Source organism: Pseudoalteromonas sp. GW168-MNA-CIBAN-0100, from assembly GCF_040309225.1.
In the GTDB taxonomy this organism is placed as follows: domain Bacteria; phylum Pseudomonadota; class Gammaproteobacteria; order Enterobacterales; family Alteromonadaceae; genus Pseudoalteromonas; species Pseudoalteromonas arctica.
On sequence record NZ_JBEOOL010000014.1, the window covers coordinates 69,205 to 93,398 of the forward strand.

Here is a 24,194-nt window from a genome sequence, read left to right on the forward strand (position 1 = left end):
ACGATAGGGTAATCGTTGTATGCTTAGTTAAAGAAACAATTATTAAGCACATATATTAACTTGAACATTCAAAGAAGCTAATATAGAACAGGATTAACAATTACTTTAAAGGGGCAAACATGAAATTGAAAAAAGTATTAGCAGGTATAGCATTAGCTACATGTGCACTTAGCGTATCGGCAAATTCTGCATTTAAAGAACCAAGTGACGCGATTGAATACCGCCAAGCTGCGTTTTCAATGATTTCAGTGCAAATTGGTGACATGGGCGCAATGCTAAAAGGTAAAGTACCTTTTGACGCAGATCAATTTAAAATGCGTGCTAACAACGCTGCTGCACTTTCAAAAATGCCATGGGAAGCGTTTTACGAAGGGACAGATAAAGGCGATACAGCTGCACTTGCTGCTGTTTGGGCCGAAAATGCAACCTTTGTTGAAAAAGCGAATGCTTTTGCAGCAAATGCAGATAAGCTAGCGTTAGCAGCCCAATCGGGCGATAAAGCCGTAATTGGTAAAGCTTTTGGCGCATGGGCTAAAGGCTGTAAAGATTGCCATAAGCAATTTAAAGATTAATTATTGTTGTAGCCAGTTTAACAACAATAAATAGATAATAAAAAAGCACTGAGCGTTAATAACGGTCAGTGCTTTTTTTATGCTTTATATTTACGAGACTTTAGCAGCTCGGCTTTTAAAAGGGCGCTTAAATAACGCACCAATATCGCCTAGAATAATATATAAACACGGTACTAATATAAGCGTTATTAACGTTGCAAACATAACAGCAAAGCCAAGTGCTACTGCCATAGGTATTACAAACTTAGCCTGCAGGCTTGTTTCAAACATAATAGGTAATACACCAGCAAAGGTTGTTATAGACGTTAATAGTATTGCTCTAAAGCGGGCACAACCAGCTTCTATTACTGCATTTTTAACGCTAACACCTTCGCGGCGAACTTGGTTTACATAATCTGTCATTACAAGTGAATCATTTATAACAACACCTGCTGCGGCAATTAAGCCAAATCCCGACATTAAGCTCATATCTAAATCAAACCAGTAATGACCCCAAATAGCCCCGGTTAAACTAAACGGAATAACCGACATTACAATAAGCGGTTGTGAATAGCTTTTAAGCGGCACAGCTAGCAGTATGTATACTAAAATCATTCCGCCAATAAAAAACATTATTTGCTCATTAGCTTGAGCTTGCTGCTCTTCTATTGCGCCACCAAGCTCTGATTTAACACTTGGGAATTCTTCTATTAGCTGTGGCAGTAGATTTTCTTTTACTTGCTTAACCACTTCGCCTGGCTCAATTTGCTCTTCATCAATATTGCCATAAACATACACGGTACGGTAACCACCTTCGCGGCGTATATAGCTAATACCTGGCGTTTCTGTTAGCTCTACTACATCACCAAGAAGTACTTCTCGCCCTTGTGGGGTAGTAACAACGGTGTGTTTAAGCGATGAAAATGCCTCACGAGTCAGCTTAGGGTAACGTACCATTACGCGTACTTCTTCGCCGTTTCGGATTACACGCTGTGCCTCGCCACCATAAAAACTAGCACCCACTTGATTTGCAATACCGGCTAAATCTAAGCCTAAATCGTAAGCAACAGGTTTAAGGCTCATTTGCACTTCTTTGCTCGCAGGATCTATGGTTGAGCTAATATCAAACAATCCTTTTTGCTGTTGAAGTAATTGAATAAAACGACGACCCGCTTGATTTAAAGTATCTATGTCTGAGCCATACAGTAAATAGCCAAACTCGCCGCCGCCATTACCACCGCCGCCACCAACATCGTCTTGAATAGTTAACGACTTAATACCAGCAATAGTCGGCATAGCCTCACGCCACCGTCGAGAAAGCTCAAATGCATTGTATGGACGTGAATCTTCGTCAACTAATGGAGCTAGTAACTGCGACTCGGTTCTGCCTTGATTAAATACCAATACATCACGAATAATTTTTTGACCAAACTCACGTTCAGTCTCTTCATCGACTCTAAGTACCATAGCTTCTATTTCACGAATAGCAGCAATGGTTTGTAAGTCAGAAACGTTGTCGTTCATTTCTACTTGAATTTGTGGAAAGTCGTGCGGCACTTTAGGAGTTGGAACTGTACGTACTTTATTAGACGTAATAAGTGCAATACTGATTATAAACATTGCAATAAAAGCAAACAAAACAGTCCAGCGCCAATCAACACACTTAGCAATAAAACGTTTGTATGGGCCATTTACGAAACCAAAAAAGCGTGTATTGAAGCGATCGCGCCAGCCACCTTTTTTAATCGGCGAAAAGTGCGTATGAGCAATGTGAGCTGGCAGTATCAGCTTTGATTCAATCAAACTAAATACTAAACACAGCATTACCACAACGGCTATACCATAAAAGAAGGCACTTTCTGGCCCGCTCGACATTGTGAATGGTGCAAATACAGCAATCGTTGTTAACACACCAAAGGTCGCAGGGGTCGCAACTCTGTTAGCACCACGCACAACATTTTCTACACCACCGCCGCTTTTTTCAACTTCGGTGTAGGCAGCTTCCCCTATCACTATGGCATCATCCACCACTATGCCGAGCACCATTATAAAAGCGAATAACGAAATAATATTAATGCTAATGCCAAATAGTGGCATCATCATCATGGCCCCTAAAAAACAAACAGGTAAGCCAATCATTACCCAAAGCGCTAGTTTAAAACGTAAGAATAACGACAACATAATTGCCACCAAAATTGCACCTTGAAACAGGTTAGCTTTCATCATATCAAGGCGAGCATTTAGGTAGTAGGTCATATCCATTAATGGCTCTAATCGAATACCCGGCGGTAGTTGCTTATTTTTTTGATCAATAAACGCTTTAACCGAATCCGCAACGGGAATCATGTTTTGCTCTTGCGTTGCTTTAACCGATAAATACACCGCGTTTTCGCCATTAAACTTAAAGTAGCGCTCACCTTCGATAAATTGATCTTTAATCACGGCAATATCTTGCAGTAAAACTTTAGCGCCATACTCGCCAATTTTTACCGGAATTTGCCTAAACTCTTCACCCGAGTAAAACTGATTCTCGACGCGAACAGAAATAACACCTGCGTCTGTTTTTAGCTGCCCCGCCGAAAAGTTAGCTGAATAACGACGCACTGCATTCATTACATCACTAAGGGTTAGGTTATATTGACGCAGCGTATCGGGCTCTATTTCAATTGCTATTTCATCAAGAGGAACATCGTTTACCACTAACGACACGTTAGATAACTGTAGTAACTCATCCTCTATTTGGTTTGCTATAGGCTTAAGCTCTGTAAGTGGTAAGTCAGCAACGAGCGTCATACCTATTACGTCTTGCCTAAACTCAACCTGACTTATGGTGACCGGTTCCATACCCGCCGGAAAAGTCGCAATGCCATCAACACGCAACTTTACTTTATCAAGCACATCGGTAAGTTTTGCATCGGTATTTATTTCCAGGCTTGCTGTACCGCCATTTCTAAATGCGCGATACACGCCTTTTTTAATTTCGGTTATATCTTTAAGTGACTCTTCAACTTTTATAAGAATACTTTCTTCTATTTCCTGAGGAGAGGCACCTGGGTAATTAGCCTCAATATTAATGTAGTTAATCTCTACATTAGGAAACATTTGACGCTGAATCGTAAAGTAACTTATAGCCCCCATAATAATGATAAAAAACATCATTAAATTAGCGGCTACTGAATTATTAGCAAAGTAGGCAATTAGCCCTGTTTGTTTTTGTTGTATTGACTCGCTCATAACTATTACACCCTACAGCTGTTGCGTGTTTGAAGTGCTCGTTTCTGAGCTTTCAGGTTTTGCAGCTACACCTGCAATTTTAACCTGCATTCCTTTTTGCGGGTATTCAGGTAAAGTAATAACGAGTTTGTCATCGGCATTTAAACCACTGCTAATATAAAAATACTCACCCTCTTCACGAATAACCGTTACTTTACGTGGCTCTAGCTCTTGGTTTTCGTTTACTACCCACACAGTTTGGTTGTTAACCAAAGCTTGCGGTAAACGGTAAATATTATTAAGCATTGCACCTGCAAAATTCACCTGTACGTAGCTGCCAAACTTAATGGCTGGTTGTATATTCTTAAGACCGTATGGGTCTTCTATACGCACTACTAGACTGCTCATACGCGTAGCGTTATCAACAATCCCTAGGTCGCGGTCAATTACACCTTCACGCGTGAAGCTGTTTAGACCTTTTTGAATAATCGTTGCGGTAATGCCTTTAATACGTTCTGGCAAAAAAACGCTATCGAACCCTGCTATAGGAATAATCACTTCAGCAGTTTCAATATTATTGAGCTCAGCAACTTGCGAACCCATAGTGACAAATTGACCAACACCTACATTTCGGCTAATAACCAATGCATCGTAAGGGGCTGTTACTTCACAATTATCTAAGTCACGTTGTGCACGTTTTAATGCAGCTTGCGCCGACTTTACAGATGCCTGCGCACTTAACACTTGAGGCTTACGTAAAAATAAGTCGGTACGCGCTTTACTTGGAAAACGCTTTGCTTCATCTGCGGCTACTTGAGCTTGGGCCTGCTCTTCAATTAAGCCTGCTTGTGCACGAGCAATTTCTGCCTCTGCAACAAGTACTGCTGCTTCGTAGTTGTCTTTTTCGATAGTGAATAACGTTTCACCGCGAGCAACGATGCCGCCGGCTACAAAATTAGGATGCCAACTTAACACTTCACCCGACACCTGCGCCGAAAGCTGTGTACTTTCAAGAGGCTTTACTTCACCGTAGCTATTAATAATAACTTGATGATCGTTTGCAGCCACTGGCTCAACTTGCACTGTTGGACGAGTATCAATTACTTCTTTTTTTTCTGGCTCTTGTGCAATGGCATTTATTCCCATAAAGCCAACAACACCAACAATTAGCGCTACAAATGGAAAAACCCATCTAAGTGAATTTGTTTGCATATCCTATTATCCCCAAAATTCTATTAACGTCATAATACCAGAGCCATATGAAACATTAAGGTGACATTTGTAAGCAACTGTTGCAAATACATATAAACCACTGCTATTTAGGGCTATAAAAATAACTTTGCATGCAGCTCACCTCATTCGTTATATTTTGTTACAAACTTTTGTTTATTAATATCAGTTAATTAGCGTTGTACACTTAAATTTCGTCGCGAAGATGTGCGAAATTAAATTAATTTACGTACAGTCCAATTAAATTAACAAATATTAAAAGTCTCAAAATGAAATTAACGACCATCACCCTTGCGCTTAGCTTAGCGTTTGGCAGCCATGCACTTGCAGCCGATAAAAAAGACGAAAAAGAGCCAAAAACACTTAGCGAAATGATCAAAGGACAAACCGAATTTGCCGGTATATTTAGCCTTTATCAAGACGAAAAAACCGGTAAGCACCTTATGGTGATTAACGAGTCCCAACTTAATACGCCGTTTGTATATTTTGCGCACACTGTCGATGGCGTTACAGATGCAGGCCATTATCGTGGTTCGTACCGTGAAACTAAGTTAATTGAATTTAGAAAATACTTTGATCGTATCGATATCATTAGCAAAACACCTCGCTACAAATTTGACGAAAACAGTGCAATTTCAAAAGCGAGTGATGCCAATATTAGTGAAGCGGTACTTGCGAGCATTAAAATAGAAAAGGAAGAAGACGGTAAAATAGCATTTAACGTAAATAAGTTATTTTTAAGCGAAGCACTTCATAAAGTATCACCTACGCCAAATCCAGCTGATAAAAACGCTAAAAAGCGCTTTAAAGTAGGCAAATTAGACGATAAAAAATCACGCATTATTAAACAGCGTCCATACCCTAATAATCTAGACGTGGTTGTTGATTACGTATTTACTAACCCAAGCCCAACAGTACGTGGCTCAAATGCAGTAAGCGACCCGCGTAGTATATCGGTAAAAGTTCAGCACTCGTTTGTTGCTCTACCTAGCAATAACTACGCACCACGTATGGATGATGCGCGCATTGGTTATTTTACAAATCAATTTGATCAAATGACATCTGCCGATTGGGCACCTTATGAAGATGTTATAAAACGTTGGGATCTACAAAAGAAAGACCCTAGTGCAGCACTTTCAGAGCCAGTAAAACCAATTACTTGGTGGATAGAAAACACCACACCTATCCAATGGCGCGATACTATTCGTGACGCTGTTTTAACGTGGAATACTTCTTTTGAAAAAGCCGGTTTTAAAAATGCCTTAGAGGTAAAAGTACAACCAGATGATGCAGACTGGGATGCGGGCGATATTAATTACAACGTACTGCGTTGGACTTCGTCACCTAAGCCTCCATTTGGCGGATACGGACCAGCACTTGCTAACCCATTAACAGGCGAAATACTGGGCTCAGATATTATGCTTGAGTTTGTATTTATGAAAAACCGTTGGATTTACGACACACTTTTTACTCAAGGAACAATGAGCCACGGTGAAACAACAAATACCGGTGAGCTAAATTGCTCGCTAGGGCATGAGATTCAACAAAATCTAATGCTTGCCAAAGGTCTTGCTAGCGGCGACAAAATTGAAGATAAAGAAATGCTTCGCCAGGGTCTAACGCAATTGGTACTTCACGAAGTTGGCCATACTTTAGGTCTTAACCACAATATGAAATCATCTATTTTGTGGGATGAAAAAGAAGTACACGACAAAAACAAAACCCAAGGCATAGTAACCGGTTCTGTTATGGATTATGCACCGGCTAACATTGCCCCAATTGGTATGCAGCAAGGTGATATTTTTCAAACAAAACCAGGTCCTTACGATGATTGGGCAATTAACTACGGCTACAGCGTAGCACTTGCAGATGAAGCTGCTGAGCAAGCTAGACTTGAAAAAATACTTGCTCGCTCAAGTGAACATGCCCTTGCCTTTGGTAACGATGCAGACGATATGCGCGCACCAGGTCGCCATATCGATCCACGTGTAATGATTGGTGATTTGTCGTCAAACCCTGCTGCCTATGGCGCAGATCGTATGGCGCTAATTAATAAACTATTTACTGAGCTAAAAGATAAAGCAACAGTTAAAGGCGAGTCTTACCAACAGCTTGTTACCTCTGCTAATAGCTTGTTTGGTCAGTACCGAGCTCAAGCGGGTGTTGTTTCTCGCCAGATTGGTGGTGTGTACGTTGAGCGTGCTGTAGTGGGTGATGCAAACGCAGATAAACCATTTACACCGGTATCTCTTGAGCGTCAAACACAAGCGATGGATATACTCGCAAAGTTTGTATTTGCACCAGACGTACTACAAAACATGCAACCTCTATATAGCTACTTGCAACTGCAACGTCGTGGCTTTAATCACTTTGGTAAAAATGAAGACCCTAAAGCACACAAAATGATTTTAGGTATGCAAAAATCTGTACTTGCGCAGCTATTACACCCAGCCGTATTACTGCGTATTTCTGATACTGCTTTGTACGGCAATGAATATAGCCTAACTCAGTTTATGCAAGATTTAACCGCTAATATTTTTGTGAAAAGCAAAGACACAAATTCTATTAGTCACAACTTACAAATTGAGTATGTTAATCAGCTAATCGCAATTGCAGGTCTTGGCAAAGCAAGTAAATACGATAACTTAGCTAAAACAGCTGCGTTATATCAGCTAACTCAAATAGCCGATACCAGTGTTGCTTGGGGTGCAGATACTGCGACTAAAGCGCATAAAAAATATATTGATCGCTTAATTGCAAAAGCGCTAGAAGCGTAAAATATCTCTGCTAATTGAGTAAACCAAGGCCACGTTTAACGTGGCCTTTTTTATAACTTAATTCACAGATCAAATATAAATAGTGCCTTTTAAATACCTTACAGCATGCCCCGTTAAGGTGACGGTTGTATCACCCACTTCACATAGTAAATGCCCGCCTCTGCTTGAAGCCTGATAAGCGCTTAACGTAGTTTTACCCAATTGCTGCGCCCAGTAAGGTGCTAAGCCAGTATGAATAGAGCCTGTTACATAATCTTCGTCGCCACCGCTTGCAGGCCAAAAATAACGAGATATAAAATCATATTCAGCACTTGGAGCAGTGGCCACTACATCAAGTGGATAAAGTGTTTTTAAAAGCTCTGAGCTAGTCTTTAATTCAAGTATTTGATCGGCGTTTTCATAAATAACAAAATAGGCTTGGCGATTTTTAAGCACTTTACTCGGTTGTATAGACAGGCCGTCAAGTAGTTGCTGAGGCACATTTTGCACTTCAACCGGTGCTTGTTTTGGAAAGGTCATTGCAAAGCTACCATCAGCGTTTTTATTAACGATTAGCTCGCCCACCGCATCAGCAATAAAGCGAATTTGCGATATGTTATGCTCTTCACATAAAACATAGGCAGCCGCAAGTGTGGCGTGACCACAAAAATCGATTTCCATTAACGGCGAAAACCAACGAATAACAAAACTTCCATCGTCTTGCCGGCAGGTAAAAGCAGTTTCAGATACGTTATTCTCAGCGCCAATCTTTAGCATTAAATCGTCACTTAACCACGATTCTAGTGGGATCACTGCCGCATAATTACCTTTAAATAACTCATTCGTAAACGCATCAATTTGATGAATAGCTAATTGCACTTTAATCCCCTAAACAATTTTATATACACGCTGAAGGTAAAATTTCTTTTGGTACTGTTGTTTTATTTTCGCCAACCGCTTGCATGCCAGTTACCGGTTCGTCAAACCCACATAACCACGCAATCGGGCTTGTAGGGCTTCCCGTTACAACTGCGGGTCTGAATGTTAAAACTGTATTTTTCAAAAGCTGTGAAGCTTTATTACCCAAGCTAATATGAATAGCACCATTATCAACTGTAATACCTGTTACTCGATTGCCAATCAAAAATTTACTTGCAGGCACACCTGCTTGTTCATTACTTGCTGGAAAACGCCTGTTTTCAAGATAATAAACCGTAACGTCTTCTCTAATGGCAGCTGCCATTGCAAGTGGGTCAACAAGTTCTGCTCGTTGTATATACTTACTGTATTGAGGTAGCGCAACCGCAGCTAAAATACCAATAATGGACACCACCACCATCAACTCTATTAACGTAAATCCTTTTGTTCTCATAGCACTTCTCCTAGCATAAATAGTGGTTGATAAGCCGCTTTCACAAATAAGCAAATAGACACAACAATGACCAAACCATAAACAATAACGAGCTTATTTATAAAGCTTTTAATATGTGTATTAAGTAACTTTAGCTGCTGCTTTAATAACGCTTTAAATTCTTCTTGGGTTTCTAAACCTAGCAGCTCGCATTGAGCTAAGTGCTGGGTTTGAGGTGTAGAGGCTTTAACACCCTTTTTATGATTACTTGGAAATAATAGCGTGGTAATTAAAGAGTTATGCTCATTAATTAATTGACGAGGAATAAGAAATTTAAATAAACCCGAAAAAGGCTTTAGCTCTGTGAGAGCACTTACATTTTTTAGCTTTAAAATAACGGTAAAAATAACACTCTGCAATAAAACGAGTAAAATAATTGGCACATACCAGTACGTAAAATAATCATCAAATACATGATTTAAAGAAACAGTATGCTTGCTATATATCTCAACAAAAGTAGGCACAACAAAAGACTGATACAACAAAGAGGATAAAACATAAATAACAAATACAATGGTTAAGTAACTAAGCCAGCCCTTGTGCTCAAACTTAAATTCGTTAACTAATTCCGGTAAACATTGATAATACGTAGCTTGCTTTTGCGATGTTGCCTCATCTTGAGATGCAATTTGCGTCGCCAGATTATGCGCTAATTCACTATGCGACCCGCTATTGGCATACATATTTAAATGGGGCAGTGTACTCAGCTCATCTTTTTGCTCTGTACTTAGTGTTTTAGAGCTATTAACACGGCAAATATAGCCAAACTGATTCCAATTCATACTTTATCCTTTTATTAGATAAAGTAATTTGCCATAAATTAAGCTAAATAGGAACTTAAGTAGCTTGTTTTCAAGCCATTACAGGTCGCATTCTATAATATTGCATACAACCAAATTGCACAGCATTGGTAAGCAATAGCATAATAAACATAAGTAAGTGCGCTGTGCTTGGAGCCGCTGTTGTAAGCTCAACAACTAAGCCGCAAATACCAGCAATAAACTGCAAGCTAAAGTAGCGCGCGCTTAAATTACTCACATTACCCGTACGCAATGTTTTATAAGTTTGCGGCATAACACGTACCGAACTCATCACAAGGCCAACATACGTTAAAGCGCTTAATACCGTTGCAGTATCGAGGCTTGAATTCAAAAGCAGTGAAAAAGGCAGTAACGAAAAACCTAGCATAGTAAACAACTGTACCCGTTCTCGTTTAGCTGCGTTATAACGTGCAAAAAAATACAAAATAAGTCCGCTTAACGCACCAGTTACAATAAATGGTAACGCAATATAAAAACGCTCAAAATAAATATTGTAGGTTATAAAATAAAGGCTTTGTGCTAACCCAAACGTCATCATCAATAGTGATAAACCTGAGACACTACGATTTTTTCGAATTTTGTTTAGTAATGGTAAAAAACTAAAAACCAAAATAAATGAAGACAATATAGGCAAATAATGCGCCAAAGCAACCTCGCTCGTTACATAAATGTTAATTAAAAGCAGAAATAAAAACATTTAATAAACATTTGTTTTAAAAGGCTTTTACTATGAGCGCGGCATTGTAGAGCCGCGTAAATTTAACTCAACTAAATAAGAAATTCTTGTTTTAGGTACTGGCAAGCTAGGTATACAAAAACCGTAGAATTAAGTTCACGGTTTACCGGTTTAATAGAAAGCCTCACCGCCTAACTATTAAATAAAAATGATAGTTGTTATCATGCGCAAGTCATTAACTGCTGTATATAAAACTACCTATGAGAAAAACTCTTTTTAAAATTCACAGTTGGATCGCTCTAATAGCTATCATTCCATTGATTGTTATTAGTATTACAGGGAGCGTATTAGTTTTTAAAAGTGAAATAGATGGCTTACTTATGCCAAGCAGCCACTTTGTTGTAAATGCACTGCCAGAGCGCATGCCAATCGACACGTTAATTGCCAAAACAGAGCATGCTTACCCTGAATATGTAGTAAGTAGTTGGGAAATATTTAACGATGATACAGCTGATCGGGTTTACTTAGTCAAACGCGGCACAGAGCAATGGTATAAGTTTCATTTAAACCAGTATACGGGTGACATTTTGTCTGAACCTGTTGGTACCAGCCATTATTTTACCGATTGGTTTTTAGAACTACATTACACTTTTTTACTGAACGACTTTAAAAACCTGCCAGGGCAAACAGGCACTGTACTAGGCTTCTTTTTTGCTCTGTTTTTATTGGTATTAGGTATTACTGGGCTTATTATTTATCGTAAATTTTGGCAGCGTCTATTTAGTGTGCGCTGGCGTGCAACACTGCAAATTGTACTTAGCGACATTCATAAAATGACGGGGGTTATAGGATCTCCCATCATTATTATTTTAGCTATCACAGGTGGCTACTTTAACTGGGCGGTGTGGTATCACGAAGTTATTGAACACGCAGAGGAAGAGCACTTTGTACTAACCAAAAACCTACACAGTAGCGATATTTCATTTCAACACATACTCAATGACAGTAAAAAACAAATACCCACTTTTAACGGCACGTTTTTAGTTATGCCACTCGAGCCTGACGAAAACATTACCTTATTCGGCGAAGTCGATACCGCCAACCCACTTGCTAGTGAGTATGCCAATACTGTTAGCTATAACAAGCTAACAGGCGAGCACATAGCTAACTGGGATATTCGCGAAGTAGGCGTTGGCTGGCAGGTAATTGATAGTTTTAGAAAGCTTCATTTTGGCTACTTTGCAGGGCTAATAAGTAAAATACTGTGGTGCGTAATTGGTTTAAGCCCAGTGTGGCTAGCAGGTACTGGTTTTTACTTATGGTTTACTCGCCGAAAACGTAAAAAACAATCACAAAAAAACCGCTTAAGTAAACGCAGTACAGCAAGTGCTTGATTAAAAACCCACCACATTGTAATGTAAAATTTAACAATGGAGTGGGTTTATGATGTTTTATAAAATAGCAGTCTGTATTACTTTTTTATATTTAGTTGGATGTAACACAACCAAGGTTCAGCAAGTAGAACAACAAATAGAGCTTGAACAACTATTAAACCATTCTTTGTTTAATAAACTCGACACTCCTTCTGAGTACAGTATTTTCGAGCTGCCAAATGCTGAAAAAGAAAAATTTTTAGCCTATGCCGAAAAACAAAAACAGTCTGAAATCCGTCATGACCGCATTATTTACAACTACCTCGAAAGCAACTTAGCTAACTTTAAATACCACGGCGATACACTTACTTCAGCCCAAGCCTTAAAACTTTCGCAAGGCAACTGTATTAGCTTAGCTGTTTTAACACAAAGCTATGCACAAACTCTCGGACTAGAAACGAGCTTTCAAGAAGTAACAAGTCAGCCTGTATACGCAAAAGAAAATAATGTTGTTTATGTAGCAAGCCACTTTAGAACAAGAGTATACGCCCCAAAAGTAGAGAAAAAAGATGATAATATTGTTGAATTTTTCAGAGCGGGCACCTTAATCGACTACTTTCCTACCCGTCGCAGTTTTTATTCAAGCAGTGCAGATTATAACGATTTAGTTTCGAAGTTTTACAGTAATTTAGCTGCAACAGCGCTAGCAGACAAACAGCTGGATATTGCTTACTCGCTTATTTTACAAGCAAACAAATACACTCCCAATGATCCTGAATTATTTAATATAGCGGGCATTTTGCATCGTCGGGCTGGTGATTTACAAAGCGCTAAAAACATCTATCAAACAGCACTTAGTAATAATGAAATAAGCATTAATTTAATCAGCAACTATCAGCTTTTAGCTAAAAAATTAGGCGACAAAGAGCTTGTTAAAGAGCTCACTTCACAATTAGTTAATAAAGAAAAAGACCCATACGAATTACTAGTAATCGCTAAAAACGACTTACAAGCTGGCCACGCTCATCAGGCTAAAGCACACCTTGAGCAAGCTATTACTAAAGCGCCTTACATTGCTGAGCTATACTTGGAACTCGCAAAAGTTCGCTATCAACAAGGTAATATTAAACAAACACAAACCTTACTTGAGAAAGCAATTGAACTAGAACGTGATAATCAAAAACTCGATGTATATCAAGCTAAGTTACTATCCTTGCAGATGGATAAGTAACTTAGCCAATTGATATTTATAACGAATAATAAAAGCTCAGCCAAGCACGCATTTCATCATCAAAGCTACTGCCCTCAACCCGCGACACACCCATATTAAATGTTAAATCATTTACGCCTGCAGGCCCCATTCCAAAACTAAAATCACCTTGGTATTTTAAACCGTAACTTTGTGCATATACGGTGCCGTCGAGTTGATGTTGCTTATAATAAAGCCACGGCATGCCTTCTTTAAAGCTAAAGCCGCCACCGTAGCCTTGATAGCGCTTTGCAGTTGCGCTGTAAAAAGGCAGCTCAGATGAAAGTACATATTCACTATTTTGCTGCTGATTAATAAGATTTGAGCTAAAGCCACCTAATGCAAGGCTGCCATCATCACGCTGCTTTTGATCAAAGTTTGCATAAAGAGAAATACCAAACGCTTTACCAAAAATTTTGGCGGCTAAATCGTAACCTTGCCAATTATTATTTTTGGTGCTGCCATCGTACCAACTCGCATAAAGGCTCTGGCCTATCACAAAGTCTTGACGATCATATTGCCAATTTTGAGCAACGCCTAAACGCGTCCAATTTTTATGGCTTTGCTTATAATCAGTGTAATTGTAGGCAAGCTCTGGCGTTAAACTTAGCTGCCCTAATTTAACAGGGTAATTTATTGCAGCAAAACCACCACGGGCATCCATGTCTGCATTTAGGCTTTGCTGATACTGGCGCGATGTATTTAAATTATAGTCAAACAATGCTAGTTTCAGTTTTACATCAAGCGCATTATATTTTGCCTGCACATAACCACCGTGCAGTGCTCCATCGTGTAAATCAGTGCTATACCCCGCCTGTAAGTCGAGCTGCTTTAATAAGTCGCTACTTTTAATGCTTAAATCTAACAAACTGGTAGAAGCCGAATAATACTGCGTTCCTAGTGCAAAGGTAGCGTGCTGGTCGAGTACGTTGTAATTTGTTTGCTCTGTAGTTTCGTGCTTATATATTTTAGCTTTTGGAAGTGTATGTTCGTTTACTATTAGCAGCGGTGCTTTTTTGTTAGCTGCAAACTCAGTAACTACAGTGCTTTTTATAGCTTTTGGCAGTGTTTTTACATTTGGCCCATCTGCAGTTATCGAAAAATAGAGTAACGAGCCATCGGCCATTTCAATTGGGTGGGCAACTGCCTCTTGCCCTTGGGTTAACTTGGTGAGTGTTTTACTCTCTATGTTGTAGTTATAAATATCGGTGGCGCTATTTAAACCTGCAACAAAGTAAATTGACTCGCCATTAAGACTAAAGCTCGGCTGACTTAAATATTGATACCCGTTTGGCATAGGTACTAATTGCTGCTGATTGCCGCCTACACCTTGTATATACAATTGCCAGTTTTCATTTAATGATGTTGATAAATAAACTAATTTAGTTTCGTCAGGACTGAGAATTGGGTAATCGTAAGTTGTCTCAAGGCTTTTTGTAAATAATGGTGTGATGGTTTGAGTATTGAGATCAACCTTTACTAATTCAGAGTAGCCATCTCTTATTTGCTCGCCATACAAGGTTTCACCGTTACTGGTTACGCTAAATCGTCGTATACCAGCAAGTTCGGTAAGCTGTTTAATATTTCCAGTGTCAGTGTTATAGCTAAATATGTCAGACACTTTGTTATAAATACCCGACTCTTCATTGCTGTACGCATTGAAATACAACGTTGTGCTATTTACCCATTGAGGATTTGCAATAACGGCTCGGTTAATTTGATTAAGCACTTGTTTTTGTTCGCGCTTAAATACACTTGGCGCTGTATCGGGAATGTCTTGTGCATCGTTTTCGAGTAGCTCTTTTTGCGCTTTAGTAAACTCTTCTTGCGCTTTAATGTTGTCATCAGTGCTATAAATTATAAGCTTGGTATTACTCTCTTTATCTCGCTCAACAATCGCAATTTTACTACCATCTTTTGAAAGTACTGGGTTACTTGCATATAAGTTAAGCTCAAGCCAAAGCTCACTATTAAGTAACGACTCCCCTTGCTCTATTTGCATTGCTTTATAGGTATATTCAGCTATAAATCGGCGATATAACTTGGCTGCACTTTGCCCAAACACACCGCTAAATGCCTCATCAAAATTCCGCGTTTTTACGCCTTGCATTCGCGTCCAAACACTATCGAGTGTTTGTTCTGAATAGTTTTTCTCTAACCAATTTAAAAAGCGACTACCCATTAAATACGCCATTGAGCCGCCCATAAAGCCCTGCTCGCCATTTAACTGCCCATAGGTTGGCAGTGCGCCCTGTTGAGCAAATTCTCGCAGTGTTGACTCTGAGTAGTTATCAAACAAACGTCCACGACCCGTCATTTTAGACTCAATCAATGTGGCATAACCTTCGGCTACCCAGCGCGGCGTATCACTGTAGGTTAAGTCGTATAAATCCCATATACCACGTACTTTCTGCTGCCAGTGATTGCGTGTAGGCTGTGCTAAGTGCACTAAGTGAATATATTCATGCAACACAAGCAACTGCTGCCAGCCAGAGCTGTTTGATATAACTGTGTCGGATTGTGGTGGGGTTGTAAAAAGTGCCATTACAGGGTTACTTGAGGTAGGTAGCGCAAAGCCGTTTGCTGCATTTAGGGGATCAAACACCACTACATCAACTGTTTTATCAAGTGCTCTGTTTTGCTGCTCAAGCACTTTGGTGCGTACTATTTCAAGCTCTGTTGCAGTTGATTTAGCAAAATCAGCATGCTCAACACTGTAGTGAATATTAAAATGTTCAGTATGAATAGTTTGCCAATCGGCTGCAAAGCTTGGTGCTGCTAGTAATAAAGCTGATGCGATAAGTGTTTTTTTCATGAGCGTCCCTAAAAGAATTCCTTAATACCATCTAGGGTATTATTAAATGTCTTTCATGGGCAGTAAGAAAGTGTAATAAAGCATGTGCAAATGTGTATTTACACATGTTTTATCAGGGGAGTTTACATCCAGCTGCGAGTATCTGACTCAATCTGCTTAATTGTAAAATCAATAATAAAGTCAGCATCTTGCTGCTTTATGTAGGGCATAAATGCAAACCCTGAAGCAAGTTGTATATACAGGCTTTTTAAGCCTGATTTTCTCATTAAGTACGTACTTATACTGCGTGCACTTTGCGCTTTATAAAGCTCAAAAACACGGTAATGAACGCCAATCATACCTTTGCGTACAACCATGTAAAATCGACCATTATCCTCATGCATGTAATAACCATAACGCTGATACGATAAAGTTACCAAGCCAGAAAACACCACCAAAACACCAAGGCTTATCAAAGTATTAATATCAGCAATAAAACAAAAGCCAAACACTAATGCACTCGGTAACAGTGAATAAAAGCCTAAATTTTTATACAAAAGCGCTCGCTCTGCGCGCTTAAAAGCGAGTTTTTTACTATTAAACCACGGGTAAATCCATTGGCATACACTATCAACTTGTTCGCTATTTAATACGGGTAATACCAAGGTTTGTTTATTTTTTTTAGCCGCAACACCGGCTGCTACTCCCCCGCTACTTGCTTGCAAGCACTCAACGGTAAATCGCTTTAGTAATCGCCCCATTAGGTTTTGCTTAATAACAATAGATTGCACTTTATCCATGCTCATTGAAAGCTGATGGCGCTCTAACAAGCCAGCAATACGTTTAAACTTTTGACCTTTAAAATAAAGCTCAAAGTTATAAAAACGAATAAGCGACATAGTCACCGATAGCATTACAGCCACCAAAACTAACAAAACAATTAAGGTGATCATCGCAAAGGTAGCAGCACTTGCCAGCATACCAAGCTCTTGTTGGTAAAAGCCTTCTACTTTCGCAATAATTTGCTTCTCTAAAAAATCAACAATCAGGTTTATAAAAGGGGCCAAAGCAGCGATTGCTAAAATAGCCATATTCGACATTAAACCAAATTTAGCTATTTCTTTATTGCTAATGCTTAGGCTGTTTTCGATAATGTCTGTTTTGCTTTGTTCAGTATTTTGTATTTCTTGCTGTTGCTGTGCTTTAAAATCAAATATTTGTTTACGCATTTGCTGTGCATAATCTTTAGTGACGCCAGGTAAAACAACTTCTTGTGACACACTGCCAGCTGCATCAAAAATACAATTAACTAAGTTTACGGGGGTAAAATAAAATGGCTCGGCAATATTAACGTTTTGCACACGACCAAATTTAAGCGTAAGTCGCTCTTTTTTAAATACACCTTTGTTAAGCAATATTTCGTTGTCGCTACTAATACAAAACTTAAAATTTAAATAATATAAAAATGAGTAAATAAGCAACGAAATTAGCGCAATCCCACCTGCAACCTGTGCCCAAAACAACTTATTTTCTACTTGAGTAACAAACACGACAAGCATAGGTAGTAAGTTTAAAAGGCCATCTTTTACAAAGCGCACACTAAAGTGCACAACAAAGTATAAAAGTGCCCAGGGCGATACTTTCTGCCAGTAAATAGGGCTCGCTTTATCTTCGATAGTTGTATTACTCATCGACTAAAGCTGCCTGAGTAGTTGCGTCGTCTTGGCGGTAGTTTTGTACAAATTGGCGCATATTTTTACAATCATCATGGGTTAGCCCACTAATTTGTAAATCGGCACTTACACCACCAGCGCTAAATAATTTAATACTCGCAAGGCTAAGTTTTCGCTCTATTGGCCCTTGGTGTATTTCCATATGCTGTACACGCGCTAAAGGTAATACCGTCACTTGTTGCCAAATAACGCCTTTTTTAAAAGCAATGTCATGATTTCGCACTGCAAAACCTCGTAACCTCACACTTATCATGTTGTACAGCATAGATACGGCCACCAAAATAGGCATACCAATTAGCAAATACGTTTGTGCATTATTAGCAAAGGCTTCATTAAAATAACAAACAGCAATAAGCGCTCCAATTAGCGGTATATAAAACAGAAGCGAGCTAAGCTGTGTATGTAATAAGGCTTTATCAGCCAATGGCTTAAAGCTAATATCACTATGCTTTGGTAAATCCATTATTTGTTGATTGTTAAACACTATTTGTCCCTATTCCTGCTTTTAATTATGGCTAGCTTACCAACTAATGGTGGTTATTAAGGTGTGGCTTTGTTTTGGCTCAAGCGTTACTTTATCTGTCAGTACATTAGCAGCCTCTAAGCAGAGCATTGTTTTATACTCATCGTCAGCAAAGTTAGATAAGCGTTTTGATTTTTCTATCCATGGGTTCCACAGTACACACGAACTTGAGTTTTCGCGGCTCACATTAATAACACCTTCTGGCGTATTAATGGTTTGCACTGTACTTGCTTGTGTATAAACCATATCGGTTTCGCGATTAAAGCTTACAACATCATTTTGTACAAATGGCCCTTCACTAAACTCAATATATTGCGCGCCTTGCAAACCATCTACATGGGTATTTGTAATGTCTGATGTAGGAAAATAGGTATGTAGCGCTTGAGTAAAGCTAAATGGCGCACTCCCTAAGTTAGCGGTCGTTAAGCGAACCTGTAATTTATCGCTTAATACAAACTCAACTTTTAATGCTGACTGATGTGGCCAATACGTCGTATTAACAAGCTTCATGGGTAGCTTTAAACTAACTGTAATTTGCTCATCAGATTCGTGTACTTCATCAGCTTGCCACACACTTGTGCGCGCAAAACCATGGGCAGGCCAGCCATCATTAGCGTGTGTACCAAACCACGGCCAACAAATAGGAATACCACCTCGAATACTTGCCCCTTCTTGATAAGTTTCGTCTTGTGATACCCATATAAGTGGCTTGTTATTTTTAGGGATAAACTCGGTAATTTGCCCACCTTGCAAAAATATTTTTGCATCGCACTTTGAGCTAGCTATTTTAATAAACTCAAGACCGGTTTCGCTTTGCTCAATGCTAACTGATGGCGATAATTTCATACCTTCCCCTATAATACTGATACTAAAGATTTTTAATATTTGTGCAGAAACAATAATGCATGCTTAAAGTATACGCTATTGATATTAAATATTGATTGCTGAATTTGTTCATTGCCGATTAATACATATACAGTAAACTCACAAACAATTACTTTGTACTAACAGCTGTAAATGAATAATACTAAAGTCTATACAATAAGACTTGCCAATTATTCACAACATACGTACTGTGCGCAACTTAATGCACACAAGATGCTAAGAAAATTTACTATAATTTAAACAATATAATTTTACATTAGTTACTGCTCTAACTATTAAAAACCAACAAAAGCGGCCTAATGTGCAATATATTGTTTGAATTCAATTTATTTGATGTGTAACATTTCGCGATTACGGCAAACTACCGCCCCATCGATGAGATAAGCAAATGCAAAAATATGACGAGTTATTGGTTTCTTTACGTAAAGTGATCCGCGCGATTGACTTACATTCTAAGCAGCTAAATAAAACTTCGGGTTTAACTGGCCCACAATTGCTTATAATGCAAGAAGTTAAAAAAACCGATGGAATAACGGCGAGCCGTATTGCTCAAAACGTAAATTTAAGTCCAGCAACGGTCACCAATATTCTCGACAGAATAGAAAGCAGAAACTTAGTAACACGCGTACGCAGTCAAATGGATAAACGCAGAGTGAGCTTATACCTCACCGATAAAGGAAAAGAGTTACTTGATAAAGCACCTCAGCCACTGCAAGAACACTTTATTGAAAAGTTTTCTGCGCTTGCTGAGTGGGAACAGAGCCTTTTACTCTCATCAATGCAGCGTGTAGCCGCGATGATGGATGCAGATAAATTAGATGCATCGCCCCTTCTAGAAGTTGGTGCACTTACTCAAGCTCCTAAAGAATAAACAATAAAAAAAATACATAGTTTTGTACTTACTCTAAACGTAAGGCGTTTTTTGACGTCTTGAATTTTTTATTTTTTAATCACAAGCAGAGCGGCTATTATGACTAAACTCTCAAAATTAACACTAGCACTAGTCCTAGGTGGTGTTACAAGCACTTCTTATGCGTCTGATGATCTAGACACACTACAAAGCCAACTTAAACAGCTAAAGCAACAAATGCAATTGCTTGAAAATAAGTTAGCTGATGAAAAAACAAAACAACAGCAAATTAATAAGCAGCACGAACAACAAGTTGCAAACATCAGTAAAAAATCTGATCAAAAAGTAGTTGAAGTTGCCGCAGCTGAACCTGAGAAAAAAGATGAAGGCATTAAAGTTGGTGGAGCAATACGCTTTAATTACAGCACCAACACATACGATGAAGATACCCAAGATCGCGGTGGCGATTTTGATTTTGATATTTTCCGTATAAATGTATCTGGTGAGATTAACGATATTTCACTTAACGGCGAAATACGTTTTTACGATTACATGACCGTTGTTAAGTATGCTTACTTAGGTTACGAGTTTGCAGATGGCTGGGAAGGACAAGCAGGTATTGCACCCGTGCCTTTTGGTAATGGCCCATACAACTCACACAGCTACTTTTTCAGTACTAATTATTACGTAGGTCTAGAAGACGATTTTGATTTAGGTGTAGTAGTAAAACGTAAACTTAAAGATAACTGGAAACTAGACCTAGGCTTTTTCAAAAATGATGAGCTAGGTGGTATAGACGGTGGCTCTTCAGATATTAACCATCGTTACTCTTACGACATTATTGGTAGTCGCTCAGCAGAGGAAGGTACATACGATGCACCTGGCTCTCGCATAGGCGAATACAATACGTTTGCCGGGCGTGCAACATATCAAATTGAACACAGCAAAAATATAACTACCGATGTGGGTGTATCACTATTAAGTGGTGGCTTACATGACGGTAACGATCGTGCAGGTAACTACGGCGCATGGGCATTTCATGTTGATAGCACAATTAACAACTGGAATATCCAATTTCAACACGGTGAATACGACTACGATCTAGACGACAGCAGCGACCGTTTTGTTGTTGGTGCGTATGCTTATTACGATACCGTATCTAGCGAAGCAACTATGACTAACTTTAACGTTGCTTATAATTACTCGCTTGATTGGGGTCCAGTTACCGACATTCAATTTTACAACGATTACGGTATTATTTATGACAAGTCTGACGATAGCGCAGATACATGGATGAACGTAACGGGTATGAGTGTTGCTGCAGGTGGTTTCTTTAGTTACTTCGACTTTATTCAAGCACGTAACCAGCCATTTATTGGCGGAACAATTATTGGTGATGGCGATACAGAACGTCGCTTCAACATAAATATTGGTTACTACTTCTAAACTGTTAACCGCATTTATTTTTAAAAGGGCAAACTTAGTTTGCCCTTTTTTATTGATTTTAAGCTACGAATTAATAGCTATTTAGCCTACAATTAGAGATACCATAACACGCCTAAAAAGAGCCTAAGTGAATATAAAAGCAGTGTTTATTTGTTATAAAAACTTATGGTTTAAAGCGCTTGGCTTAATACTTGTAGCCTTGGGTATTATTGGCATTGTGTTACCGGTCATGCCTACCACTATATTTTTTATTTTAGCGCTCACCTGCTTTACTCGCTCATCACCCGTGCTTGAACAATGGCTGTTAAACCACCCTCGTTACGGTGTAACTCTGCAGCAATGGCAAGCCCATAAAGTAGTGCCTGTTAAAGCCAAATGCTACGCCGCCATTGGCATGTTAATTGGATTTATATTTTTACTGTATTCAGCCGCCCCTATTTGGGTTATTTATCTCGTTGCAGTAATAGAAGTATCGGTAATGATTTACCTTATTTTAAGACCTTCCAGCCCCCCTAAGCATTAAATATTCATTTTTTACCTGCGTACCACCTCTGTTTTAAAGTTTTTATGTAAAGATAAGTAAGTAAATTTGTAATAGCTAATGCAAATCATTATCATGTTGTAAATTTAATTTATTTACTGTTTTTATGTCGTTTATTAATAAGCGGGCTTTGTATAGTACAAGCCGTGCTCTACATATTTATATTTCTACAGCTTTGTTTTTTTTGCTTATTTTATTTTGCGTTAGCGGCATTGTGCTCAACCATATTGATTGGCTTAAAAACGATAAAAATAACGGCCAAGTAACGGCGGTAATTCCAGCTGAGCTAGTTACCAAAGCGAATGAGCAGTTAAATACGTTGCCAACGCTTTACCCAGAAATAGAAGCTTACTTAGCCGAGCAATATGCACTTACAAAAGTAAAAAGCATTGAGTGGGAAAAAGAAGACGCGCTCGTCATGCTCGACTACCCACTGCCTGCAGGGTTTGCCTACGCAGAGCTTGATTTTACAACTGGCGAGCTAAATCTTGATTACCAAACAGGTGGTTTTTTAAGCCTCATTGGCGACTTACATAAAGGCCGCCACAGCGGTGAAGTATGGAGTTGGGTAATTGATATATCTGCCGTACTAATGATTTTATTTGCCATCACCGGCATGATTATTTTGTTTCAAAATAGAAAAAAACGCTTAGCAGGAATATGGATAACCTTACTAGGAGTCGCAACTCCACTGGTTATTTATTTATGTTGGGTTCCACAAATAAAAGGAGTGTCTTAATGGTTAAATTTAAATTATTTATAAGCGCCGCATTACTGCTCGTAGCTGCGTTTTTTCAAACAACGGCGCATGCGCAAACACCACAGCTAGATGTTGAATTAACGCTTCCCGACTTAGAAGTACAACCGTATCACCGTCCATACGTTGCAGTTTGGCTTGAAACACCAGAGCGCAAACACGTTACAACGCTTGCACTTTGGGTACAAAAAGCAGAATGGTTTAAAGACTTACGCCAATGGTGGCGTAAAGCCGGTAAAAGCGATGCTAACTTTGACGGCATTAGCGGCGCAACCAAGCGCGCGGGTACTTACACTATAAATTGGCAAGGTAACGATTTAGACGGTAACTCAGTAAAACCAGGTAAATACTTACTAAATATTGAAGTTGTACGCGAAGAAGGCGGCAGAGATTACACCCGCGTTGAGCTTGATTTAACAAAGTCGGGAAAAATTACAATTGATGGTAAAAACGAGTTTTCACAAAGTTTCGTCACTGTAAGCACTAAGTAGCTGCTACTTAATCATTTAAATTTAAGGAAATACAATGAAAATTAATTTATTAAAAACCGCATTAATCGGCGCATTGAGCTTATCTGCTTTAGTGTCAACTTCAGCAAGTGCACACGGACGTTGGTTACTACCTTCGCATACATCTTTATCAGGCGATAAAGCGCATTACGTAATGATTGACGCAAGTATTTCAAACGAAATTTTTGCACCTGACAAAGCCTTTAAACCTAAAGAAAAAGGCGCCGAGTACGACGACACATTATTAATGGCACTTGCGCCTAATGGTGAGCCAGTATCTGAAACCATCCGTGCTTATTACTTAAAACGTAAAAGCTCAGCTGCGGTAAGCTCAACAGAGCAAGGCACTTACCACATTGTAATGACCCAAAAGCCAATGTACATGACCTTCTATAAAAACGAAGAAGGTAAGCGCAAGCGTGTATTTGGTAAGAAAACAGACGCCGAGTTACCTAGCAATGCAAAAGATGTAACTACAACGAAGGTTGTTTCAACAGTAGATACATTTGTAAGCCGAAATGGCACCTCAAAGCCTGCCCTGTTAGGTTTAGGCTTAGAGCTTAGCGGTCCAACGCATCCAAACGATTTATTTGTAGGTGAGCAAGCACGTTTTCAATTACTACAAGATGGTAAATCTGCTGGTGAAGGCATTGAAGTAAGTATTTTAAAAGGCGACACGCGCTACCGTAACGAGCGTGGCGAAGTAAAAGTAACGACCGATAAAGAAGGTATGTTTACAATTACATGGAAAGAACCAGGCCTATACCTAATCGAAACCTCTAACAAGGTTACCGTAAATGAAGAAGGCGTAGATGCAGGACGTTATGCATTATTTACAACGCTTGAAGTTGCCCCTGAATAATTTAAATCACTAAA

At 39.1% G+C, this 24,194-nt stretch carries 20 protein-coding genes; 10 read left to right on the forward strand and 10 right to left on the reverse strand.

The features are described 5' to 3' along the window. Positions 1-119 precede the first annotated feature (119 nt). Complete coding sequence (locus tag AAEY62_RS10505; RefSeq protein WP_197236933.1) at positions 120-572, forward strand: c-type cytochrome; 453 nt, start codon at positions 120-122, stop codon at positions 570-572. A gap of 90 nt (positions 573-662) precedes the next feature. Here AAEY62_RS10505 and AAEY62_RS10510 read toward each other — a convergent pair whose 3' ends face one another. Further along, complete coding sequence (locus tag AAEY62_RS10510; protein WP_024589624.1) at positions 663-3,785, reverse strand: efflux RND transporter permease subunit; 3,123 nt, start codon at positions 3,783-3,785, stop codon at positions 663-665. A 12-nt stretch (positions 3,786-3,797) separates the two neighbouring features. Further along, complete coding sequence (locus AAEY62_RS10515) at positions 3,798-4,976, reverse strand: efflux RND transporter periplasmic adaptor subunit (protein ID WP_007580481.1); 1,179 nt, start codon at positions 4,974-4,976, stop codon at positions 3,798-3,800. 287 nt (positions 4,977-5,263) lie between these two features. On the opposite strand from AAEY62_RS10515, the gene AAEY62_RS10520 reads away from it, so the two are divergent. Then, entirely contained in the window at positions 5,264-7,771 is a 2,508-nt protein-coding gene (locus AAEY62_RS10520) for a zinc-dependent metalloprotease (RefSeq protein WP_350634918.1), read from the forward strand. Positions 7,772-7,840: 69 nt separating this feature from the next. Here the strand turns inward: AAEY62_RS10520 and AAEY62_RS10525 are convergent, their stop codons facing one another. The 4 genes from AAEY62_RS10525 to AAEY62_RS10540 form a co-directional block, all read right to left on the reverse strand. Continuing rightward, on the reverse strand, positions 7,841-8,629 hold the full coding sequence (locus AAEY62_RS10525) for a PhzF family phenazine biosynthesis protein (RefSeq protein ID WP_350634919.1): 789 nt from the start codon (positions 8,627-8,629) through the stop codon (positions 7,841-7,843). Between the two features lie 19 nt (positions 8,630-8,648). Beyond that, positions 8,649-9,122 (reverse strand): pilin, encoded by a 474-nt coding sequence (locus AAEY62_RS10530; RefSeq protein ID WP_154903804.1) that lies wholly within the window; start codon positions 9,120-9,122, stop codon positions 8,649-8,651. Beyond that, the gene (locus tag AAEY62_RS10535) at positions 9,119-9,943 is read right to left on the reverse strand and encodes a hypothetical protein (protein WP_350634920.1); all 825 of its coding nucleotides are present in this window, start codon (positions 9,941-9,943) and stop codon (positions 9,119-9,121) included. The genes AAEY62_RS10530 and AAEY62_RS10535 overlap by 4 nt, the downstream gene beginning before the upstream one ends. Before the next feature lie 70 nt (positions 9,944-10,013). After that, complete coding sequence (locus AAEY62_RS10540; RefSeq protein ID WP_033012533.1) at positions 10,014-10,628, reverse strand: PQ-loop repeat-containing protein; 615 nt, start codon at positions 10,626-10,628, stop codon at positions 10,014-10,016. Positions 10,629-10,918: 290 nt separating this feature from the next. On the opposite strand from AAEY62_RS10540, the gene AAEY62_RS10545 reads away from it, so the two are divergent. Both AAEY62_RS10545 and AAEY62_RS10550 read left to right on the forward strand, forming a co-directional pair. Further along, on the forward strand, positions 10,919-12,052 hold the full coding sequence (locus AAEY62_RS10545) for a PepSY-associated TM helix domain-containing protein (RefSeq protein WP_350634921.1): 1,134 nt from the start codon (positions 10,919-10,921) through the stop codon (positions 12,050-12,052). A gap of 49 nt (positions 12,053-12,101) precedes the next feature. Continuing rightward, positions 12,102-13,262: a tetratricopeptide repeat protein gene (locus AAEY62_RS10550; RefSeq protein ID WP_024589619.1), complete on the forward strand. Its 1,161-nt coding sequence runs from the start codon at positions 12,102-12,104 to the stop codon at positions 13,260-13,262. Between the two features lie 16 nt (positions 13,263-13,278). Here AAEY62_RS10550 and AAEY62_RS10555 read toward each other — a convergent pair whose 3' ends face one another. The 4 genes from AAEY62_RS10555 to AAEY62_RS10570 form a co-directional block, all read right to left on the reverse strand. Next, on the reverse strand, positions 13,279-16,095 hold the full coding sequence (locus AAEY62_RS10555) for a TolB family protein (protein WP_024589618.1): 2,817 nt from the start codon (positions 16,093-16,095) through the stop codon (positions 13,279-13,281). A gap of 122 nt (positions 16,096-16,217) precedes the next feature. Next, entirely contained in the window at positions 16,218-17,765 is a 1,548-nt protein-coding gene (locus AAEY62_RS10560) for a PH domain-containing protein (protein ID WP_350634922.1), read from the reverse strand. Next, a complete protein-coding gene (locus AAEY62_RS10565) occupies positions 17,758-18,291 on the reverse strand; it encodes a PH domain-containing protein (protein WP_024589616.1) in 534 nt (177 codons plus the stop codon). The genes AAEY62_RS10560 and AAEY62_RS10565 overlap by 8 nt, the downstream gene beginning before the upstream one ends. 36 nt (positions 18,292-18,327) lie before the next feature. After that, positions 18,328-19,176 carry a D-hexose-6-phosphate mutarotase gene (locus AAEY62_RS10570; protein WP_007580460.1) on the reverse strand — a complete coding sequence of 283 codons (849 nt, stop codon included), beginning with the start codon at positions 19,174-19,176 and terminating at the stop codon, positions 18,328-18,330. Between the two features lie 427 nt (positions 19,177-19,603). Between AAEY62_RS10570 and AAEY62_RS10575 the strand changes: the two genes are divergently transcribed. From AAEY62_RS10575 to AAEY62_RS10600, 6 genes are all read left to right on the forward strand, one after another. After that, positions 19,604-20,086 carry a MarR family winged helix-turn-helix transcriptional regulator gene (locus AAEY62_RS10575; protein ID WP_007580457.1) on the forward strand — a complete coding sequence of 161 codons (483 nt, stop codon included), beginning with the start codon at positions 19,604-19,606 and terminating at the stop codon, positions 20,084-20,086. A 99-nt stretch (positions 20,087-20,185) separates the two neighbouring features. Next, on the forward strand, positions 20,186-21,511 hold the full coding sequence (locus tag AAEY62_RS10580; protein WP_007580455.1) for a putative porin: 1,326 nt from the start codon (positions 20,186-20,188) through the stop codon (positions 21,509-21,511). 127 nt (positions 21,512-21,638) lie between these two features. Then, a complete protein-coding gene (locus tag AAEY62_RS10585) occupies positions 21,639-22,034 on the forward strand; it encodes a YbaN family protein (protein ID WP_350634923.1) in 396 nt (131 codons plus the stop codon). A 124-nt stretch (positions 22,035-22,158) separates the two neighbouring features. Continuing rightward, positions 22,159-22,791: a PepSY-associated TM helix domain-containing protein gene (locus tag AAEY62_RS10590; RefSeq protein WP_007580451.1), complete on the forward strand. Its 633-nt coding sequence runs from the start codon at positions 22,159-22,161 to the stop codon at positions 22,789-22,791. Further along, positions 22,791-23,300 (forward strand): DUF2271 domain-containing protein, encoded by a 510-nt coding sequence (locus AAEY62_RS10595; protein WP_350634924.1) that lies wholly within the window; start codon positions 22,791-22,793, stop codon positions 23,298-23,300. Before AAEY62_RS10590 ends, AAEY62_RS10595 begins: the two co-directional genes overlap by 1 nt. A gap of 34 nt (positions 23,301-23,334) precedes the next feature. Then, a complete protein-coding gene (locus AAEY62_RS10600; protein WP_350634925.1) occupies positions 23,335-24,180 on the forward strand; it encodes a DUF4198 domain-containing protein in 846 nt (281 codons plus the stop codon). Positions 24,181-24,194 lie beyond the last annotated feature (14 nt).

Bases quoted from the DNA above. Each gene is read 5' to 3' on its own strand.
- AAEY62_RS10515 (WP_007580481.1), bottom strand. From the start codon at position 4,976: ATGCAAACAAATTCACTTAGATGGGTTTTTCCATTTGTAGCGCTAATT.
- AAEY62_RS10580 (WP_007580455.1), top strand. From the start codon at position 20,186: ATGACTAAACTCTCAAAATTAACACTAGCACTAGTCCTAGGTGGTGTT.
- AAEY62_RS10520 (WP_350634918.1), top strand. From the start codon at position 5,264: ATGAAATTAACGACCATCACCCTTGCGCTTAGCTTAGCGTTTGGCAGC.
- AAEY62_RS10545 (WP_350634921.1), top strand. From the start codon at position 10,919: ATGAGAAAAACTCTTTTTAAAATTCACAGTTGGATCGCTCTAATAGCT.
- AAEY62_RS10555 (WP_024589618.1), bottom strand. From the start codon at position 16,095: ATGAAAAAAACACTTATCGCATCAGCTTTATTACTAGCAGCACCAAGC.
- AAEY62_RS10505 (WP_197236933.1), top strand. From the start codon at position 120: ATGAAATTGAAAAAAGTATTAGCAGGTATAGCATTAGCTACATGTGCA.
- AAEY62_RS10550 (WP_024589619.1), top strand. From the start codon at position 12,102: ATGATGTTTTATAAAATAGCAGTCTGTATTACTTTTTTATATTTAGTT.
- AAEY62_RS10595 (WP_350634924.1), top strand. From the start codon at position 22,791: ATGGTTAAATTTAAATTATTTATAAGCGCCGCATTACTGCTCGTAGCT.
- AAEY62_RS10600 (WP_350634925.1), top strand. From the start codon at position 23,335: ATGAAAATTAATTTATTAAAAACCGCATTAATCGGCGCATTGAGCTTA.
- AAEY62_RS10570 (WP_007580460.1), bottom strand. From the start codon at position 19,176: ATGAAATTATCGCCATCAGTTAGCATTGAGCAAAGCGAAACCGGTCTT.
- AAEY62_RS10590 (WP_007580451.1), top strand. From the start codon at position 22,159: ATGTCGTTTATTAATAAGCGGGCTTTGTATAGTACAAGCCGTGCTCTA.
- AAEY62_RS10575 (WP_007580457.1), top strand. From the start codon at position 19,604: ATGCAAAAATATGACGAGTTATTGGTTTCTTTACGTAAAGTGATCCGC.
- AAEY62_RS10510 (WP_024589624.1), bottom strand. From the start codon at position 3,785: ATGAGCGAGTCAATACAACAAAAACAAACAGGGCTAATTGCCTACTTT.
- AAEY62_RS10530 (WP_154903804.1), bottom strand. From the start codon at position 9,122: ATGAGAACAAAAGGATTTACGTTAATAGAGTTGATGGTGGTGGTGTCC.
- AAEY62_RS10535 (WP_350634920.1), bottom strand. From the start codon at position 9,943: ATGAATTGGAATCAGTTTGGCTATATTTGCCGTGTTAATAGCTCTAAA.
- AAEY62_RS10560 (WP_350634922.1), bottom strand. From the start codon at position 17,765: ATGAGTAATACAACTATCGAAGATAAAGCGAGCCCTATTTACTGGCAG.